The organism is Janthinobacterium sp. JF4, from assembly GCF_059617925.1.
This window is the reverse complement of the sequence record NZ_JCAQAV010000002.1, coordinates 369,250-388,433: the sequence shown is the minus strand read 5'-3', so window position 1 is coordinate 388,433 and position 19,184 is coordinate 369,250. Positions and strand designations below refer to the sequence as shown.

Annotated in this window: 18 protein-coding genes; 14 read left to right on the top strand and 4 right to left on the bottom strand. The window is 64.3% G+C overall.

What is annotated here, in order from left to right; genetic code table 11:
- Nucleotide 1 precedes the first annotated feature (1 nt).
- Nucleotides 2-976, top strand: coding sequence for a glycoside hydrolase family 43 protein (locus AC54AF_RS03585; protein ID WP_496635416.1), 975 nt, complete (start codon nt 2-4; stop codon nt 974-976).
- Between the two features lie 93 nt (nt 977-1,069).
- Nucleotides 1,070-2,011, top strand: a complete 942-nt coding sequence (locus tag AC54AF_RS03580) for a LysR family transcriptional regulator (RefSeq protein WP_131689644.1) — start codon at nt 1,070-1,072, stop codon at nt 2,009-2,011.
- Between the two features lie 58 nt (nt 2,012-2,069).
- Here the strand turns inward: AC54AF_RS03580 and AC54AF_RS03575 are convergent, their stop codons facing one another.
- From AC54AF_RS03575 to AC54AF_RS03560, 4 genes are all read right to left on the bottom strand, one after another.
- A complete protein-coding gene (locus tag AC54AF_RS03575; RefSeq protein ID WP_496635414.1) occupies nt 2,070-3,335 on the bottom strand; it encodes a DUF6445 family protein in 1,266 nt (421 codons plus the stop codon).
- 46 nt (nt 3,336-3,381) lie between these two features.
- Nucleotides 3,382-4,110, bottom strand: a complete 729-nt coding sequence (locus AC54AF_RS03570; protein WP_496635412.1) for a hypothetical protein — start codon at nt 4,108-4,110, stop codon at nt 3,382-3,384.
- Nucleotides 4,111-4,141: 31 nt separating this feature from the next.
- Nucleotides 4,142-4,966: a hypothetical protein gene (locus AC54AF_RS03565; RefSeq protein ID WP_496635410.1), complete on the bottom strand. Its 825-nt coding sequence runs from the start codon at nt 4,964-4,966 to the stop codon at nt 4,142-4,144.
- A gap of 85 nt (nt 4,967-5,051) precedes the next feature.
- Nucleotides 5,052-6,422, bottom strand: a complete 1,371-nt coding sequence (locus tag AC54AF_RS03560; RefSeq protein WP_496635408.1) for a caspase family protein — start codon at nt 6,420-6,422, stop codon at nt 5,052-5,054.
- A 187-nt stretch (nt 6,423-6,609) separates the two neighbouring features.
- On the opposite strand from AC54AF_RS03560, the gene AC54AF_RS03555 reads away from it, so the two are divergent.
- The 12 genes from AC54AF_RS03555 to AC54AF_RS03500 all read left to right on the top strand — a co-directional run bounded on the left by AC54AF_RS03555 (nt 6,610) and on the right by AC54AF_RS03500 (nt 19,117).
- Nucleotides 6,610-7,374: a hypothetical protein gene (locus AC54AF_RS03555; protein ID WP_496635406.1), complete on the top strand. Its 765-nt coding sequence runs from the start codon at nt 6,610-6,612 to the stop codon at nt 7,372-7,374.
- The gene (locus tag AC54AF_RS03550) at nt 7,371-8,396 is read left to right on the top strand and encodes a hypothetical protein (protein WP_496635404.1); all 1,026 of its coding nucleotides are present in this window, start codon (nt 7,371-7,373) and stop codon (nt 8,394-8,396) included. The genes AC54AF_RS03555 and AC54AF_RS03550 overlap by 4 nt, the downstream gene beginning before the upstream one ends.
- 33 nt (nt 8,397-8,429) lie before the next feature.
- Nucleotides 8,430-9,287 carry a hypothetical protein gene (locus tag AC54AF_RS03545; protein ID WP_496635402.1) on the top strand — a complete coding sequence of 286 codons (858 nt, stop codon included), beginning with the start codon at nt 8,430-8,432 and terminating at the stop codon, nt 9,285-9,287.
- 1 nt (nt 9,288) lies between these two features.
- Complete coding sequence (locus tag AC54AF_RS03540; protein ID WP_496635400.1) at nt 9,289-10,893, top strand: hypothetical protein; 1,605 nt, start codon at nt 9,289-9,291, stop codon at nt 10,891-10,893.
- Nucleotides 10,868-11,779 (top strand): glycerophosphodiester phosphodiesterase, encoded by a 912-nt coding sequence (locus AC54AF_RS03535; protein ID WP_496635398.1) that lies wholly within the window; start codon nt 10,868-10,870, stop codon nt 11,777-11,779. The genes AC54AF_RS03540 and AC54AF_RS03535 overlap by 26 nt, the downstream gene beginning before the upstream one ends.
- A 190-nt stretch (nt 11,780-11,969) precedes the next feature.
- Nucleotides 11,970-12,995: a LacI family DNA-binding transcriptional regulator gene (locus AC54AF_RS03530; RefSeq protein WP_496635396.1), complete on the top strand. Its 1,026-nt coding sequence runs from the start codon at nt 11,970-11,972 to the stop codon at nt 12,993-12,995.
- Nucleotides 12,995-14,482: a sugar ABC transporter ATP-binding protein gene (locus tag AC54AF_RS03525; protein WP_496635394.1), complete on the top strand. Its 1,488-nt coding sequence runs from the start codon at nt 12,995-12,997 to the stop codon at nt 14,480-14,482. Before AC54AF_RS03530 ends, AC54AF_RS03525 begins: the two co-directional genes overlap by 1 nt.
- Nucleotides 14,463-15,482, top strand: a complete 1,020-nt coding sequence (locus tag AC54AF_RS03520) for an ABC transporter permease subunit (RefSeq protein WP_131687905.1) — start codon at nt 14,463-14,465, stop codon at nt 15,480-15,482. Before AC54AF_RS03525 ends, AC54AF_RS03520 begins: the two co-directional genes overlap by 20 nt.
- Before the next feature lie 88 nt (nt 15,483-15,570).
- Nucleotides 15,571-16,506: a substrate-binding domain-containing protein gene (locus AC54AF_RS03515; RefSeq protein ID WP_226938862.1), complete on the top strand. Its 936-nt coding sequence runs from the start codon at nt 15,571-15,573 to the stop codon at nt 16,504-16,506.
- 93 nt (nt 16,507-16,599) lie between these two features.
- Nucleotides 16,600-17,652 (top strand): sugar phosphate isomerase/epimerase family protein, encoded by a 1,053-nt coding sequence (locus AC54AF_RS03510; protein ID WP_496635391.1) that lies wholly within the window; start codon nt 16,600-16,602, stop codon nt 17,650-17,652.
- A 9-nt stretch (nt 17,653-17,661) separates the two neighbouring features.
- Nucleotides 17,662-18,810 carry a Gfo/Idh/MocA family protein gene (locus AC54AF_RS03505; RefSeq protein ID WP_496635389.1) on the top strand — a complete coding sequence of 383 codons (1,149 nt, stop codon included), beginning with the start codon at nt 17,662-17,664 and terminating at the stop codon, nt 18,808-18,810.
- 16 nt (nt 18,811-18,826) lie between these two features.
- Nucleotides 18,827-19,117 carry a 2Fe-2S iron-sulfur cluster-binding protein gene (locus AC54AF_RS03500; protein WP_496635387.1) on the top strand — a complete coding sequence of 97 codons (291 nt, stop codon included), beginning with the start codon at nt 18,827-18,829 and terminating at the stop codon, nt 19,115-19,117.
- The last annotated feature ends 67 nt before the right edge of the window (nt 19,118-19,184 follow it).

Genomic DNA, 19,184 nt, shown 5'->3' with positions numbered 1-19,184 from the left:
GATGTTCAAGCAACACACACTTGCCGCGGCCATCGGCATGGCGGCGGCGCTCGCCTGCGCCCCATTCGGCGCGCAGGCGGCCAATCCCATCGTGAAAGATATCTACACGGGCGATCCTGCCGCGCTGGTCGACAATGGCAGGGTGTATTTGTACGTCGGCCACGATGAGGCCAGCGCTACCGACACGGACTATCGCATGAACGAGTGGCGTGTGTATTCCTCGTGCGACATGGCGAACTGGACGGACCACGGCTCGCCCGTGCGCTTTTCCACGTTTGCCTGGGCCGGCAAGGATGCCTGGGCCGGCGACATCGTCAAGCGCGGCAGCAAATACTATTTTTACTCGACCGTCGACCACAAGACCATCCCCGGCAAGGCCATCGGCGTGGCCGTGTCCGACAGCCCGACCGGGCCGTTCGTCGACGCGCGCGGCAGCGCCCTGATCACGAACGACATGACGAAGCAGACGGCCATACCCTGGGATGACATCGACCCGGCCGTCTTCATCGACACGGATGGCCAGGCCTATATTTACTGGGGCAACACGGTCTTGAAGTACGCCAAGCTCAATGCGAACATGACGGAGCTCGATGGCCCGATTTTGACTTTTGGCATGGATGCGTTCACGGAAGCGGCCTATATGCACAAGCATGCGGGGACGTATTACCTGTCGTACTCGCGCAACTTCCCGGAAGAAACGGCGTATTCGACGGGCCCGACGCCGACAGGCCCGTGGCATTTCCGCGGCACCATCATGGACAAGAATGCCGTCGTGAAAACCATCCACCAGGCCATCATCGAATTCAACGGCAAGTCCTACATCTTCTATCACAACGACAAGTTGCCTGGCGGCGGAGAGTACCGGCGTTCCGTGGCCGTGGAAGAGCTGAAATACAAGCCGGACGGCACCATCGAATTCATCCATCAGACAGATGGCCCGGCACCCAATCCCGGCGCCGCCTGCAAGGCATCCTGAACGCTGCTGGACGACACGCAAAAAGGAGACACACCGATATCTGTAATATCGATATCAGCTAGAAACTGATATCGATCATGATATGATTTATTCATGGATACCCTCAACCCCAACTGGTTCTTGCGAGCCCGCCTGAAGACGCGGCAATTGCTGCTGTTGATCGCCCTTGACGAGCAGCGCAACATCCACCGTGCGGCGGAAGAATTGCACATGACGCAGCCGGCCGCGTCCAAGCAAATCAAGGACCTGGAAGAGATGCTCGACGTGCGCCTGTTCGACCGGCTGCCGCGCGGCATGGAGCCGACCATCTACGGCGAGACGATGATACGCCACGCGCGCATGGCCTTGACGAGCTTGTCCCTGGCGCATGACGACATCGTCGCCCTGAAGTCGGGCCTCACGGGCCAGGTGGAAGTGGGCGTCATCATGACGCCGGCCATGGCCTTGCTGCCGCGCGCGATTGCCCGCATCAAGCAGCAGGCGCCCTTGATGCGCATCGGCGTGCACCTGGAGCACAGCAATACCCTGATGGACATGCTGCAGCACGGCACCTTGGACTTCATGATCGGGCGCATCCTGGAAAAGGAAAGCAGCGCCGGCCTCATCTACGAGGAATTGACGGAAGAGCCGGCCAGCGCCGTGGCCCGCAATGGCCATCCGCTGCTGTCGCGCAAGAATTTGCAATTGAAGGACCTGGCGGGCCAGCCGTGGATCTTGCCGCCGCAAGGCAGCATCCTGCGCCACCGCTTCGACATGATGTTCCGCCGCGCCAGCCTGGAGCCGCCCGTCGACGTGGTCGACACGACCGCCTTGCTCTTGATTACGTCTCTGCTGCAGCAGACGGATTCGCTGCACGTGATGCCGACGGAAGTGGCGCATTACTACGAATCACTGAACGTGCTGAGCATTTTGCCCATCGAATTGCCGTGCAAGATGGATGCGTTCGGCATCATCCGCCAGCAGGATCATTTGCTGTCGCCGGGGGCGGATATGCTGCTCAAAGCTGTGCGGGCGACGGCGCAAGATATGTATTGACCCGACGGCTGAAGAGCTGGGGTCAGACCCGGCGGGTCTGACCCCGGATTTACGCTGCTCAATCGGGCACTTCAAAGAAAAACAGCTGCACCAATCGTCCATTTTCCGGCGTATCGCCAAACACATTGCTGATCGAGTGAAAGTAGTGGCCCTTGTAGACGATCAGGCGGTTATGGCGCATCGGTACTTCCAGCAGCGCTTGCCAACTGTCGCGCTGTTCCTGCAAGTCGTTGAATTTCTGTACTTTACTGTTCGGCAGCCAGCGCTTCTGGAAGTCCTTGAAGCTGGCGTAGCCGCCCGCCTTCACGTCCGCTTCGGGCAGTCTCCGATACCAGCCGCTGGGCTGGTGGCGCCAGAAGGTGGTGCCGCCCTGGCACTGCTCGGGCGGGTTCAGGTACAGCACGCCCGCATAGAAGTTGAAATTGTTGCCCGTCTCGTTATCCACGTGGATATCCGTGCGCGCCATCGCGTCCGCATAGCTGAGGCGATACGAGCCGTTGTCGGGTGAAATGAAGCGGATGGGGCGGCCCAGCGCCGTGGCGATGCGCTCCATGATGGCTTGACTGGGCTGGCCCGCCGTCTGGCTGCCCGGATAATTCTGTCCCGCATAGCGCTGCTGCTCGAACGGCAAAGCCAGCGCCTGGGCGCGCCATGCGGCCGCGTCGGGCAGGAAATCGTCGACGATGTGCAGGTCGGTTTCGCCGATAAAATCGTGCAGGGTGTCCGCGACATTGAGCGTCGTCAACGTTTCAGGGCGTTCCGCTTGCGGGCTGGCAAAGCCGATGCGGCACGTCTGTTCCAGCGCCGGGTGCAGCGCCAGGGCTTGCGCGTAGCGGGCCAGCGCCAGTTCCTGCTGTCCCGTGCGGTAATACAGCTCGGCCAGGCCCTGCAGGGTTTGCCAGCGCTGCGGACGCAGGACATGGGCCCGTTCCAGTTCGGCGATGGTCTCCATCAGACGCTGTTTTCCCAGCAGTAATTCAGCGTGGCTGATGGCGAAGTCGTGCTCGTGCGGCGCCAGCCGCGCCGCCGTCGCGTAGCTGGCCAGCGCCGCCTCGCTGTCCGTGCCGCGCAGCACGTTGCCGAGGTTGTAGTGGAACAGGGCATTGTCGGGCTGTTGCTTGAGCGACAGTTTCAGCAAACCCAGGCCGATGGCGCCCTGGCCCAGCTCCAGCATCGCCAGGCCCTGGAAATGCTGGGCTTCGGCCAGGGCCGGGTCCTGTTTAAAAGCAGCCTGGTAGGCGTTGATCGCCTCGATCAGCTTGCCCTGCCGCTGCAGTTGCTGGCCCCGCGCCAGATGTTGTTCCGCCAGTGTCTGTTCGCCCATGTCACTATCCCGATGCAATGTGGCGAACAGTGTAACCGAGTCCGTTCTACCGCGCCTGGCTGACGGAAATTTCTTCCCCGTTCAGCTTGATCGCCACCTTGACGATCTGCGCCTTGACCTGGTTGCCGGCCATGTCCGCTTCCTGGGCGTAGGCATACACGATGATGGCGAAATCCTTGTAGCCGCTGCGCGCCGCCTCGATCTTGCGCGCCGCGTCCTGGTCCACTTTCAGCAGCGAGTAGCCGTCGCCATTCGTGAACGCCAGCTTGTAGTCGCCATTGTCGTACATGTAGTAATACGTGCCCGCTTCGGCGAACTTGGCGGGGAAGGCGGCCTTGTCCATCGCGTACGGCGAGAGCGCGCCCTGGCCATTGATCTGGTAGCGCAGGTAGCGTTTGGTTTTCGCTTCGCTGACCTTGGCATCGATCTGCGGTTTCAGCGCGTCGAGCACTTCCTGCTTGCGGAAGGCATCGTTGCTGCCCGCATAGTCGCGCGAGATGCGCTGCGCCACGGCCGCATAGTCGGGCGGCACGCCGGACAGGGCGATGTAGCTGTACATCAACTGGTTGCCGCTGGTGATGTCGACATAGCTGGACGTTGGCGTGGCCGGGTCCGCTTGCGGCAGGCTGGCGGCCGCCGCCTTCACTTGCGCCTTGGCGGCCATGTCGGCCACGCTGGTGGCGGGCGCCGAGGCGACCGGTGTGGCGTTGTCCGTCTTGCCGCAGGCGGACAGGATCACGGCGATGGCGAGCAGGGCAGGGAGGGTACGTTGCATGATATTTCCTTCAGTGAATGTGTGAGGTGATTTAGCCGATGGTTTTACGTTTGTATTCGCCGACGCCGTAAGCGGCCAGGACGATCGAAGACGCCAGCACCAGGTAAAAGCCGATGCCAAACGAGAGTCCCTGCCACACTTGCCCCAGCATTTCGCTGGCCATCTGCTCGGCCATGCGGGCCGCGCGGCTGCCCATGATGCCGCCCATGGCGTTGCCCGCGTCGCTGACGGCGCCCTTGATCTGGATGAACAGCAAGCTGCTGTGGATGATGACGAACAGCAGCGGCGCGCACTTGCCCAGCGCCGCTTTCGGGTTCTTGCTGGCCATGGTGGCGCAGCATCCGGCAAGGGCCAGCAGGAAGAAGCATTGTGCGGAGGTAAAACCGCCGCCGCCAGCGCGGGTAAAGCTTTCCAGGCTGTCGGCGGACAGGCCCAGCAGTTGCCAGTAGGTGCGCGAAACGGAGGCGAACAGGCGGATGCCGAGGGTGTTGAAGACAAAGGCGCCGGCGATCAGGACGCCAAGAGTCGCCAGCACCTTGATGCCCAGCGCCGAGACGGCCTGGCCCCACAGCTGCTGGCCCTTGTCGCGCGCCAGCCTGGCCGCGCCGGCCATCTCTTCCTGCGCCAGTTGCTGCGTCGCCACGGCGCTGACGCTGGCGAGGCTGCCGGCGTCATCGAAGCGCACGTCGACGACGGCATTGATGGCGGGCGCCACGTCCGAGCGCCAGTGGGTACTGACGTCGAAGGCATGCTGGATGCCGGCCACGCTGACGGAACCTTGTCCGCTGGGCTTGTAGGCGAGGATGCGGCCCCGTTGGCCGGTGGTAATGGTTGCTGCCGTGCTCGATGCTTGCATGGGATTTCCCTGGTCACTGTCATGCTGTATTGCATGTACCCACGGATAACGGAGGCAGTTCAGGGAAATCCAAAATTATTTTGAGTTATTTTTTCGGCGGCTGCATCAGGTCTTTGGCGGCGCCCTGGTAATCCTTCATCAAGCCCATGAAGGCGTCCTGCAAATGCCGTGCCGCGTCTTGCGGCGGCGCGCCCGTGCGCCGTGCCAGGTCGAATTTGTAGGCATGGGCGGCCGTGTAGCCGGCCTGCGAGGCGGCGTCCAGCAGCACGCCGGCCCGTTTCAGCGACGCGGGGTCGCCCTTGACCATCAGCAATTCGGCCAGATAGGTCTGGGCAATCGGGAAATCCTTGGCGGCCGCCTTTTCCAGCCACTGCATGCCGATCTTCGGCTGTTTGACGCCGGCATCGCCACCGCCGATGCCATAGCCGAGGGCCGTCAGCGCCACCAGATCGCCGCCGCGCGCGCGCTTTTCCAGCTGCTGGCGGGGAAACGGGCGGGCCGCGATCTGCATGCGGATTTCATGGTTGATGTCTTGCAGCACATTGCCTGGCCACACCTTGGCGCCGGGTGCGGCCGGCTTTTCCACCGCTGGGGCAGGGGCGCGCATGCCGTTGTTGCCCGATGCCAGCACGCCGGCTGGCGGCTGGCTGACGCCCTTGCCGCTGCCCATGTTCAGCACCAGGCGGGCCGACGTTTCGCCGAACGACACGCGCGGCTTTTGCACGTCGTGCGTCATGGCGGCGACTCTGGCCGCCACTTGCGAAAACACGTCGGCCATGGGCAAGCCCGGGGCGTCGAGCGCGTCGAGCAGGGCGCTCGTGTAGGGGCTGTTGCGCGAATCGGGCGACCAGAAATCGCGCGCCAGGGCACCCGGCCCCGCCGAATAGGCGATCACCACGCCGCGTGGAGCGGCCGTATCTGCAAAGCCGTGGCCGGCCGCATTGCCGCCGCCAGGGACCGCCACGGCGCCACCGCGCGTATATTCCTGGCGGCAAGCGTCGAGGATCAGCACGGCGCCGCGCGCGCCCGTGCGTTGCAAGTCGCCCGCCAGGCTGGAGACGGACACGCCTTGCACGGCAATGGCGGCAGCGCTGAGCGCATGCATGTTGGCGCCCAGCGGCAGCACATAATTGGCTTCACCCGCCTGCGCGCCGTGGCCCGCGTAAAACACGAGGGCGATATCGGCGCCGCGCGCCTGGGTGGAAAACTCGGCCGACGCCTTTTGCAGCTGCGCCGCCGTGATGTCCGTGCGCAACAGCACGTCAAAGCCCAGGCGGCGCAGGCGTTCGGCCATGGCGCGCGCATCGTTCACGGGATTCAATAAGGGTTGCGGATAGGCCGCGTTGCCGATCACCAGGGCGATGCGCTTGCCGGCAGCCGCTGGCACGGCGGCGTGCGCCATGTTGCTGCCCAGTAAAAAGAACAGGCTGAAAAACAGGGGAATCAGGCGATGCATCGGGGTCTCGGAAATTGTCGTGGAAGTAACAAAAGTTAGCGATTTCCAGTACGGTATGAGAAAATTGCCTAAATGCATTTTACCTGACTGACAAGTTTGTCTTGTTGTCCAGCGTATTTTCTCTTGACCGGCCAGCCTCGCTCCCGGCCAGTGGCGCGCGCCGCCCCAACACACGATCGGACCGGCTGTGCAATCGGAACAATTTGAACGGATTCATGCTTTCTGGACCCGCCGCCATCAGCTGACACAAGGTGAACTGGGCGAGTTTTACCAGCGCGTCATCGCCGCGCTGACCCCATGCCGCCCGCGCGAGGCGGCGTCGCTGGGCGATTCGCTGGCCGACTTGCGCCACCAGTTCTTCATCGAAAAAGTCCTGCACGGCGACAGCGAGGCGGCGCCCCACCACGTCGGCGCCCTGTTTTTGTACTTCAAGCGCTTCATCATCGACCAGCTGCGCAAGCAGCGTGATGATGAAGATGCCGATGCGCAGGAAGGCTGCGAGCTGCGCGCGCCCGACGCCTATGCCGAACCGCTGCGCGACTACCGGCTCACGCCACTGCAGGTACGCGAAGCGGCCGATGTGTTCATCGCCACCTTGCCGCGCGACTTGATTTTGCTGCTGCGCCATTGCGGCTGCGGAGGCATGCCCGTCAAGGAACTGGCCGAGCAGATCGCTTCCGCGCATTACCACGGCGGCAAGCTGGGCCTCGTGCACCGGCAGAAGGGCGATCCCGACAGCGCGGGACGCCAGATCGTCGCGCCGGCCCACCGCGCCACCCTGCTGGGCAGCTGGGTCTTGACCTTGCTCAAGCTGCGCGTGGGCGATGCGCTGTCTGCGCGCGACTTGCAGGCGGCGCAAATAGTTTTGGATATCTTGTGCGTGGCCGCGTTATCCCTGCACCTGGACCCCGCGTCCACCCACCCGAACATTGATGAAAGGCCACCGGCATGACTGCATTGACGCCCACACTGGCCATCGTTGCCGCGCGCCTGCCGTCGCCCCCGTCTGCCGCCGAACTGCTGGACGGCGAGGTGGCGGGCGAGACCCCCGAGTGGCGCGGCATCGCCGTGCCGGAGCACGTGATGGAACGCTTCGCGCGCCGCAGCGATGCCGCGCCGCTGGCCGGGCGCCCCATCGCCGGCGGGCAGATCCACCTGCTGGCGCGTTGTCCCGGCTTTGGCGCCGTGCTGCTCGACGCCTGGGACAGCACGCGGCAGTGCTGGCGCGGCTGGCTCGTCACGCCCGACACCGCGTATGCGGACGCCTGCGGTCTCGTGGTCGAGGAGCGCGACGCCCCGGTCGACCCGCGTGCCGGTCTGGTGCTGTGCGACATGCCCGTGACCCTGGCCGTGACGGACCTGGGCGCCTGCCTGGGCGTGTTCAGCCAGGAGCGCCTGCAGGCGGCGCGCTGGCTGGAGCGGCATGGCCGCGCGAATGTTGCCCCTAGCGCGCCTGGTGTGATTGCCCGCGTGGCCTTGCCCGGCGACGATTACGCCTTGACGGGCACGCCGCTCTCGACTGAGCTGGGCAAGGATGGCCGCGTGGCCTACCGGCAATTGCTGCGCCAGGGCTTGCAGCAGTTGCAGATCGCTACGGCTGATGCGCTGGCACCGGTAGCGAAGCCCGTGCGGGCGGCCAATGCGAACCGCTGGCTCAAACTTGTCACAGCCGTGGCCGCCAGCGTGATGCTGGTGCAATCGGCGTGGCTATTCCTGCCGAGAGACGGCGCTGAGGTTGGCAATGCGCAATTCCGCAGCGGCAGTGGTAGCGGCATCGAGACGGGCGTGCGCACGCGCGTGCTGTTCCGCGCCGAGGCAAGCGAAGCGGAAATCCGCACCTGGCTGCAGCGCGAGCAGCTGGAAATCGTCGCCGGCCCGGACACCCTGGGCGCTTTTACCCTCCTGTCGCGCGACCGCCAGAAAGTCTTGTCGCCACCGGGACCGGGCAATCCCCTGGCCGTCATCAATCCCTGACCCCGAAATAAGAGAAAGTTATCTAGCATGACAATGTATAAGAATTTTGCATCCGCGCACTGGCGCAAGCTGATGGCTGGCGTGGCCGCCGGCGTCCTGTTGACGGGCTGCGCCATGACGCCGAATGGCCGTGGCGGCGTGATGGTGGGCCTCGATACGGCCGAGCTGTTCGGCACGCCGCTTTCCACCTTCCGCCTGCGCGACGGCACGGAAGGTACCTTGCGCAAGGATCCGAAGGGCAAGTATTCGATCAAGCTGTCGCAGGCCTTCCGCGTCGTGCCGCTGGCCAATGCCATCACGGCCCGCGTGGCGCGCGTGGAAAACGTGGGCGAGCGCACCGTGGTGATCGTCGAAACCCAGGAGCGCGGCTGCGCCTACCGCTATGCAGTGCTGGCTTTCCAGGGCACGGACGTGCTGCAGTGGACGGTCGGCAATTGCAAGGACCGTCCCCGCGTGGAGCTGGCGGCGGACGCAAAATCGCTGAATATCGATTTTCCCAATTACAACCGTCTGTCGCGCATGATCTACACGGACAACCGCCTGCTCAACGCCAGCGTGGCCGTGCCGCCCGGCGTCGATACGCGCGCCCAGCCGTTTGCCGACGACGCCTTGCGCGCCACCGGCCCCGTCATCGCCACCCTGCCTGGGAGCGGCGGCGACAGCGGCCGCGTGATCCCGGCGCCGCCGGCTGCCGCTCCGGCGCCGGCCGCCGCGCCGAAAGCGGGCAGACGCGCCAGCGCCAAGCCGCGCCGCCAGGATACCCCGGCCAGGGCAGCGGCGCCCGCCGCCACCAGCCTGCCCGCGCCGCGCAGCGCGGCGCCTACCCCGGCGGCGCCGATGATCTTCCAGGCCGAAGAAATCAAGCCCGTCGTCATCGATTTGAGGAAATAAGATGGCCGCGAGTTTGCGCAGTCTGCAGATCCGGCAGACCCTGATCCTGATCGTCCTGACGATCATTTACCTGTGTTTCGAACTGGGCTTCAATGCCCGCCTGCTCGACGTGGTGGGCGGCAACGTCAAGCCGGAAGACGTGGAAGGCGTGGAATTCTATGGCCGCAGCCTGTCCGGCATCGCCGCCGCGCTGGTGGTGCTGCAACTGATGTGGCGCCGCCGCCTGAAGAACAATGGCAGCGGCCCCGGCTGGACAAAGATCATCGTCTGCTGCGTGGTGACGGCCGGCGTCGTCTTCGGCGTGCTGAAAACCACGGTGAATGTGCTGGTCAATACGCGCGACGCGGAATTTCGCCGCATGGCCTTCAACACCACATTGCTGCAGCGTTCGCTGGTAGGCGGCAGCTTGCAGTTGCAGGGCCTGGTCGACGATCCCACCCTGTTCGCCAAGCCGGAAGGCAAGTCCTTTCTGGCCCTGTTCCCCTTTCTGGCCGTGTCCGTGCGCCATCTTGACGAGCGCATGGGGCCGGCCAAGGAGCAGCTGGTGCGCGCCAACGTGCGCCAGGTGGCGGGCGGCCCGTCCGGTTACTATGACAAATATCAGGAAGCCATGCGCGAGCTGGCCGGCAAGTGGGAATTGTATGCGGGCATCATCCCAGACAGCGATCCCGGCTTGCTGGCCAAGCAGCAATCCTCGTGGCAGGAATACGTGAGCAGCCTGTCGCGCCGTGGCTGGCAGCCGCATTCGGTGCCGATGCGGCGCCAGGCGGCCGTCGTCAATAATGTGCGCAAGAAAGTGCCCGTGCCCGCCAACTGGCGTACCGACGACGAGCGGGGCTTCCGCGCCGCCGTCAAGCGCCGCTATGCGGCCGAGGCGGCCAGCAAGGGCGTCTCCGTGCGCGGCGAGCGCATCCCGCCGGGCTTGCCGTTTGCCGCCTTTGTCGCGCGCCCCGGCGTGCAGGCGCAATTGCGCGAAGCGTTGAAACTGCCGGCTGGCGCCACGGTGCAGGCATCGTATGCCAGTCCGGCCGAGTTCGGGCGCCTGTTCGAGCAGTTCCTCGATCGCCAGACGGCGGAAAAACTGGTGGAATACCGCGCCAGCCGCGCGGATTTTGAAGCGGGTGGCAGGTTCTTCCACGAAGGCAAGGAAGCGGCGCGCGCCGCCATCGTGCCGCCCGTGGCCCTGTTCTTCTCGCTGCTGGGTGCCATCGGCCACTTTTCCAAATTGCTGTATTTGATCGCCACCGTCGTATTATTGCTGCTGGTCATGCGCCGGGGCGAGCAGGCGGGGGCCGATGGGCAGCTGAGCCGCCGTTCCGCCTGGATCGCCACGGGCGTGCTGGCGACGGCCTTTGCGGGCACCTGGGGTATCTTGTCGGTGCTCGACAACAACGTCACGCGCAGCGAGCTGTTCCGGCAAATGCTGGACTGGACGCGCCAGGGCGAGCCCGACAGCACGCGCTGGAATCTCGCCGGCAAGGCCATCCTGGCCAATATCACGCACGTCGTGGCGGTGGGGCAGGGCTACAGCTACCCCGTCAACGAAGCGATCCGCATCCATGTTTTGCAGGGAATCGACTATGGCTATCACGCGCAACAACAATAAGGCGGCCGCGCTGGCCTTGCTGCTCAGCATGGCCAGCACGGCTGTCCAGGCCGACTGCCTGGGCATGAAGGTGCACGCCCACCGTGGCGCCGGCAATGCGCCGGAAAACTCGCTGAGCGCGCTGCGCAACACGTATTTCGGCACCTGGGACGGCGTCGAGACGGATTTGCAGCTGCTGGGCGACGGCAGCTGGGTGGTGCACCACGATCTGCTGACGGGGAGAGTCGTCGACACGGGATCGCCCCGCACCGTCAAGCAGCTGACGGCCGACGACTGGCGCGCCGCCAGCATGAAGAACCGCGGCGTGGCCACGGCGGAAACGCCGCCGTTCGTCAGCGACGTCGCCGACCTGGCCACGGCTTTCCCGGCCAAGACCCTGAATGCGGAAATCAAGGATGTCGTGTCGTCGTGTGCGCCGATCAGCACTCTGGTGGGGCAGTTGCGCGCGAACATCAAGCATGGCAACTGGTTCTTGACCTCGGGCGTGCCAAACAACCTCGCGTGCGCGCGCCGCGCCGATCCGCAGGGCTACCTGGGTCTGCTCGTGTTTGACGCGCGCCATGCGCAGGCGGCCGGTACGAACCGGGTCAGCCGCTATATCGCGAAAAATGCCCGCCCGCCCAAGCTGGACAAGCCTTGGCTGCGGCGCGTGCAGCAGCAGATCGGCATGCCCGCCGGCGTGCACGTCGATGCGCGCAGCCTGGATGCCAATCCGAATCTGCTGATGGATGCGGCCAGCCTGAGCATGCCCGTCTTCGTCTACGCCGTCGATGGCGACTCGGCCCTGGCCGCATCCTTGCTGCGCGCCCAGCAGCGCAGCCACCGCTGGCCCAGCGGCGTCATTCTTGATGGCAATCCCGAAACATTTTGCGCGATGCTGCAGTAAGTTCTCCCTGATCTGCGACACGGCGTTTTGCCGTGCAACAGAACGCCTTGCAGCCCCAGAAATAGCTTTTCCAACGGCCCGTACAAGGCCGCTTTCTGCACATCTTTTGCGCAGCGCAGCATCGATAATGTTTGCATCGGGCGCGCGACTGGCTTATAAATGTAATCGATTACATTTATGTGAAAACCCCATGCCGTCAGCCCTTCCTTCTCTTTTGCCGACAGAAACCGTCTCCATCAGCGCCGTCGCCGCGCATGCGGGCGTGTCGGTGGCCACCGTCTCGCGCGTGATGAACGAGCAGGCAGGAGTGCGGGCGCCCACGCGCGACAAGGTGCTGGCGTCCGTGGCGGCCCTGGGTTACCGCATGAACCACCTGGCGCGCAGCCTGCGCACGGCCGAGAGCCGCATGCTCTTGACCATGGTGCCCGACGTTGGCAACCCGTTTTATGCGCAGATCGTGCGCGGCATCGATACGGTGGCGCGCGAACATGGCTATTTCGTGCTGCTGTGCGACACGGGCGCCGATGCGGGCCGCGAACGTTCGTATTTCGACTTGCTGCGCATGCACCGCGCCGACGGCGCCATTTGCCTCGACCCGGACACGGTGCAGCATGCCCTGTCGCATGAATCCGTCAGCCTGCCGTGGGTGGCGTGCTGCGAATTCGATCCCGCCGTGGCCGTGCCCTATGTCGGCATCGACAACCACCGCGCCGCCTCCGACGCCGTCGCGCATCTGCTGGCGCGCGGCCATACGCGTATCGGCCTGATCAATTCCGATGAACGCTATCTGTACGCGCGGCAACGCCAGCAAGGCTATCTGGATACCCTGGCCGCCGCCGGCCTGCCCGTGCAGCCGCAGTGGGTGCACACTGTGCAAAGCCTCGACTATGAAGCGGGCACGGCCGCCACCTTGCGGATGATGGCGCAGCCCGACGCGCCGACGGCCATCTTTGCCGTCTCCGACACCCTGGCCATCGGCGTCTTGAGCGCGCTGCGCCAGCTGAAGAAACGCGTGCCGGAAGATGTGGCCGTGATCGGCTTCGACGATATCGCCATCGCGGCGCAGATCGACCCCGGTCTCACCACCATCGCCCAGCCGATGCGCGAACTGGGCGAGACGGCGGCGAGACTGTTGCTGCAGCGCCTGGCCAACCCTGCGGCCAGCGTGCCTGGCGTGCTGCTGCAACACCGATTAATTCTGCGAGGGAGTGCATAGTGAGCGTTGCCGTCGGTTTCGAAGGGGTGTGCAAGGATTTCGGCCCCGTGCGCGTCTTGCATGGCGTCAGTTTTACCCTGTCGCCCGGGCGCGTGTATGGCTTGCTGGGCGAAAACGGCGCCGGCAAGTCGACCCTGATGAAAATCCTCGCCGGCTACGAAGCCGTGAGCGAAGGGCAGCTGCTGATCGATGGCCAGCCCCGGCATTTCACCAGCTCGCGCGCGGCGGAGTCTGCCGGCATCGTGCTGATCCACCAGGAATTCAACCTGGCCGAACACCTGACGGTGGCGCAGAACATGTTCCTCGGCCATGAAAAGACGCGTGGCTGGCTGCTCGACGAGGCCGCCATGCGCGAGGAGGCGTCGCGCTATTTGAAACAGGTGGGCCTGGATGTCTCGCCCGACACGAAAATCCGCGACCTCATCGTCGCTGAAAAGCAACTTGTGGAAATCGCCAAGGCCCTGTCACGCCGCGCCCGCTTCCTGATCATGGACGAGCCGACCGCCACCCTGACGTCGTCGGAAACCCAACGATTGTTTACCGTCATGGCCCAGCTGAAGGCGGACGGCGTCACCATTCTGTATATCTCGCACAAGCTCGATGAAGTCGAGCGCAACACGGATGAAGTCATCGTCATGCGCGACGGGCGTTTCGTCACGCGCGAACCGACGGCCAGCCTCACGCGCCAGCAGATGGCGAACCTGATGGTGGGGCGCGAATTGTCCGACATGTTCCCGGCGAAAGCGGCGCTGGCGAACGATGCCCCCGTGCTCCTGAAAGTCGACGGCTTGTGCGTGCCCGGCTGGTCGAAAGACCTGTCGTTCGAGGTGCGCGCCGGCGAAGTGCTGGGCTTTGCGGGACTGGTGGGCGCGGGACGCACGGAATCGTTCGAAGCCTTGCTGGGGCTGCGTCCGCGCAGCGCGGGCAAGATCGAACTCAATGGCCAGCCCGTGGATATCCGTACCCCCAAGCAAGCCATGCAGCACGGCATGACGTATTTGAGCGAAGACCGCAAGGGCAAGGGCTTGCACGTGAACCTGGGTTTACGGGAAAACCTCACCATGATGACGATGGAACGCTATGCGCGGCCGTGGCTCGATGTCAAGGCGGAGAAGCAGGCGCTGGCCAAGGCGGTGCTGGACTTCAATATCCGCACGGGCGACCTGGACAGTCGCGCGCGCATGCTGTCGGGCGGCAACCAGCAAAAGCTGGCGCTGGCGAAATACCTGCATTCGGACCCGCGCGTCGTCGTGCTCGACGAGCCGAGCCGTGGCGTGGACGTGGGCGCCAAGCGCGACATCTACTTTTTGATACACCGCCTGGCCGCCGAAGGGCGCGCCGTGATCGTGATTTCATCCGAACTGATCGAATTGATCGGCCTGTGCCACCGCGTGGCCGTGATGCGCGCCGGCACCTTGCAAGCCACCCTGTCTGCTGACCACCTGACCGAAGAGGAGTTGATTGCCCATGCAACCGGCACGCACTGACACCACCGTATCCCCCCTGTCCGCTGCCGTTGCCAGCTTCGGCGCGCGCATCAAGGGCTTTGGCCCCGTGCTGGGCTTGTTATCTCTGTGCATCGCGGGCACCTTGCTCAATGGCGACTTCGCCACCGTGGACAATCTGATGAACGTGCTCACGCGCACGGCCTTCATCGGCATCATCGCCGTCGGCATGACCTTCGTGATCATCTCGGGCGGCATCGATCTGTCGGTCGGCTCGATGGCGGCCCTGATCGCCGGCTGCATGATCTATTTCATGAATGCGCTGGCGCAAGGGGCGGGCGGCGACCTGGCGCCGATCACCATGCTGGTGCTGGGCATCGCCATGGCATTGATCCTGGGCGCCGGCTTTGGCCTGATGCACGGCTTGCTCATCAGCAAAGGCAATATCGAGCCGTTCATCGTGACCCTGGGCACGCTCGGCATCTTCCGCGCCGTGCTCACTTACCTGGCCGACGGCGGCGCGCTGACCCTGGACGCCACCCTGTCCGAGCTGTACAGCCCCGTGTATTACACGAGCGTGCTGGGCGCGCCGATACCGATCTGGATTTTCCTCTTCGTCGCGGCGGCCGGTGCCATCATTCTCAACCGCACGACTTTTGGCCGCCATGTGCAGGCGATTGGTTCCAACGAGCAAGTGGCGCGCTATGCGGCCATCCATGTCGACAGAGTCAAGATCGCCACCTACATGCTGCTGGGCGTCTGCGTGGGCATCGCGACGGTGCTGTACGTGCCGCGCCTGGGCTCGGCAACGCCGACGACGGGCTTGCTGTGGGAACTCGAAGCCATCGCCGCCGTCGTCGTCGGCGGCACGGCCCTCAAAGGGGGAGAAGGACGCATCGTCGGCACCGTGATCGGCGCCATCCTCTTGTCCGTGATCAGCAATATCCTGAATTTGACCAGCATCATCAGTGTCTACCTGAATGCCGCAGTGCAAGGCGTGGTGATCATCGCCGTCGCCTTCCTGCAGCGAGGCCGCAAATAAAACAAGAGCGGCGTTCTGAAAGGGCGGCCAACGGGCGCCCACAACCTTGGAGGAGAGCAGCATGAAAAGCTTTATACGGGTAGCAGGGATGGCGGTGCTGGTGATGCAGGCGTGGGCCTTGCCGAGCGCGCAGGCCGCAGAGAAATTGGTGGTGGGCGTGGCCATTCCCACGGCCACGCACAGTTTTACCTCGGGCATCGTGTGGTGGGCGAACCAGGCCAAGGCGGAGCTGGAGAAAGCCCATCCGGGGCTGAAAATCATCGTCAAGACGGCCGCCACGGCGCCCGAGCAGGCGAACCAGTTGCAGGACATGTTGACGGTGAACAAGATCAACACCCTGGTGATCTTTCCCATCGAATCGGCCTCGCTGACGCAGCCCGTGGCGCAAGTCAAAAACAAGGGCGTGTACGTGACGGTGGTGGACCGCGGCTTGACGAACACGCAGTCGCAGGATGCGTACATCGCGGGCGACAACACGGCCTTTGGCAAGCTGCCGGCCGAGTATCTGGCGAAAAGTTTGAATGGCAAGGGCAATATCGTCGTGCTGCGCGGCATGCCAACCACCCTGGACAACGAGCGCTACGATGCGTTTTCTGCCGTGATGAAAGGCCATCCCGACATCAAGGTGCTGGACGCCAAGTACGGCAACTGGAACCGCGACGATGCCTTCAAGGTCATGCAGGATTACCTGACCCGCTTCAAGCACATCGACGCCGTCTGGGCCGCCGATGACGACATGGCCATCGGCGTGCAAAAGGCCATCGCGCAAGCCAAGCGCACGGACATCAAGCAAGTGTTCGGCGGCGCGGGCGCGAAGGGCGCCGTGAAAAAGATCATGGACGGTTCCGACCCGCTGATCGTGGCCGATGTCTCCTACTCGCCGAAGTTCATGTACGACGCCATCAAGCTGACGACGGAAGCGCGCCTGAAAGGTGATAAATTGCCGGCCAACACGATCATTCCCTCGGTGCTGATCACGCGCGAGAATGCCAAGCAGTTTTACTTTCCGAACTCGCCTTTTTAAATTCTGGGGTCAGACCCCCTCGCGCGCTAGCAATGACCTTTGCGTTAGTGGCATTGAGGGTCTGACCCCGGCTTTATCTAATAGGATATTGACATGAAAACCATCCAGGGCCCGGCCATTTTCCTGGCCCAGTTTCTCGGCGACGAGCCGCCGTTCGACTCGCTCGAGCACCTGGCGCAATGGGCGGCCGGCCTGGGCTACCAGGGCTTGCAGCTGCCGACGGCGCCGCGGCTGTTCGACCTGGAGCAGGCGGCGGCCAGCCAGCAGTATTGCGACGATGTGAAAGCCTTGCTGGCGCGCCACGGCTTGCAGGTGACGGAATTGTCGACGCATTTGCAGGGCCAGCTGATCGCCGTCCATCCCGCCTACGATGCGCTGTTCGACGGTTTTGCGCCCGAACACGTGCGTGGCAATCTCGCCGCCCGCACGGCCTGGGCCACGCAGCAACTGTTGTGGGCGGCCAGCGCCTCGCAGCGCCTGGGTTTGACGGCGCACGTGACGTTTTCCGGCGCGCTGGCCTGGCCCTATCTGTATCCATGGCCGCAGCGCCCCGCCGGTCTGGTGGAAACGGCATTCGCGGAACTGGCCCAACGCTGGCTGCCCATCCTCGATGCGTTTGACGCGGCGGGCGTGGACCTCTGTTATGAGCTGCATCCGGGCGAGGACTTGCACGATGGCGTGACGTTCGAGCGCTTCCTGGCCGCCGTCAACGATCACCCGCGCGCGTCCATCTTGTACGACCCCAGCCACTTCGTGCTGCAGCAGCTCGATTACCTGGCCTTCATCGATATCTATCATGCGCGCATCAAGGCTTTCCACGTCAAGGATGCGGAATTCCGGCCCAACGGACGCCAGGGCGTGTATGGCGGCTATGCTGACTGGCAAGACCGGGCCGGGCGCTTCCGCTCGCTCGGTGACGGGCAGATCGACTTCAAGGCGATTTTCTCGAAGCTGGCGCAGTATGACTTTCCGGGCTGGGCCGTGCTGGAATGGGAATGCTGTCTGAAGCATCCCGAGGATGGCGCGGCCGAAGGGGCGCGTTTCATCCGCGAGCACATCATCCATGTGGCCGAGCACGCGTTCGACGATTTCGCCGGCAGTGCGGTGGACCAGGATCAAATTCATCACTTGCTTGGCTTGAAATAAGGAGACGACATGCAGCGACGCTTACGGCTGGGCATGGTAGGGGGCGGGCAGGGCGCATTCATCGGCGCCGTGCACCGCATCGCGGCGCGCATCGACGATCAATATGAACTGGTGGCGGGCGCCCTGTCGTCCGACCCGCAGCGCGCGCGTGACAGCGGCGCCGCGCTGCACCTGGCGCCCGAGCGCTGTTACAGCGATTACCGCGCCATGGCGCAGGCCGAAAGCCAGCGCGCGGACGGCATCGAGGCCGTGGCCATCGTCACGCCCAACCATTTGCACGCGCCCGTCGCCACGGCGTTCCTGGAAGCGGGCATCCACGTGATCTGCGACAAGCCGCTGGGCATCTCGCTGGCGGAGGGGCAGGCGCTGGCGGCGCTGGCACAACAGAAAAATGTGCTGTTTGCCCTCACGCATACCTACAGCGGCTACCCGCTGCTGCGCCACGCGAAAGCCATGGTCGAGGCGGGCGAGATCGGCGAACTGCGCCTCGTGCAAGTCGAGTATTCGCAGGATTGGCTGGCCGATGCGATCGCGGCTGGCGGCATGAACGAGGGCAACTGGCATAACGACCCGCTGAAAGCTGGCCCCGGCGGCACCCTGCTCGACGTGGGGCTGCACGCGTATCACCTGGCGCAGTTTGTCAGCGGACTGACGCCTCATGCCGTGCTGGCGGAATTGTCGACGTTTGTACCGAACCGTACCCTGGACGACCACGTGCAGGTGATGCTGCGCTATGCCAACGGGGCGAAAGGGACGCTGTGGGCCAGCCAGGTGGCGACCGGTTGCGAAAACACGGTGCGATTGCGCCTGTTCGGCAGCAAGGCGCAGCTGGACTTTGACCAGGAACAACCGAACGCGCTGTGGTGTACGCCGCAGGGCGGCAACCGCCAGCTGCTGCGTCCGGGCCGGGTCGACAGTGCGGCCGCGCGCCACGCCACGCGTGTGCCGGCCGGCCATCCGGAAGGCTATCTGGAAGCGTTCGCCCAGCTGTACCTGGATGCGGCCTTGCGTATTCGCGCTCTGCAGGCGGGGGCGCCGATACCGGAGGCGGCGCGCTGGCTGCCCACCGTCACCGATGGCGTGGCCGGCCTGGCCTTTGCCGAAGCCGTGCTGCGCAGCCATGCGGCGGGCGCGCAGTGGACGACCTTGGCAAGCTGACTGTTACACTGGGCGCATGAGCGCGACCTTTACCATCACCATCGTTCCGCAAGGCTGGCAATTCACGGCCCAGGCCGGCACCACCGTGCTGGCCGCCGCCGAGCTGGCCGGCATCCGCCTGCTCAGTTCCTGCCGCAACGGCACTTGCCGTACCTGCCTGTGCCACATGCCCGAAGGAAAGATACGCTACACGGTGGACTGGCCCGGCATCAGCCCCGATGAACGGCTCGACGGCTGCATCCTGCCCTGCGTGGCCGTGGCCGAAAGCGATCTTTCCCTGCAGGCGCGGGCCGTGCGCCACCGTTGACGTTACCCTGCGCTGGTGACAATGTGTGATTTTTTTCACACTTCTTCATGTTAAAAGATTTGATGGG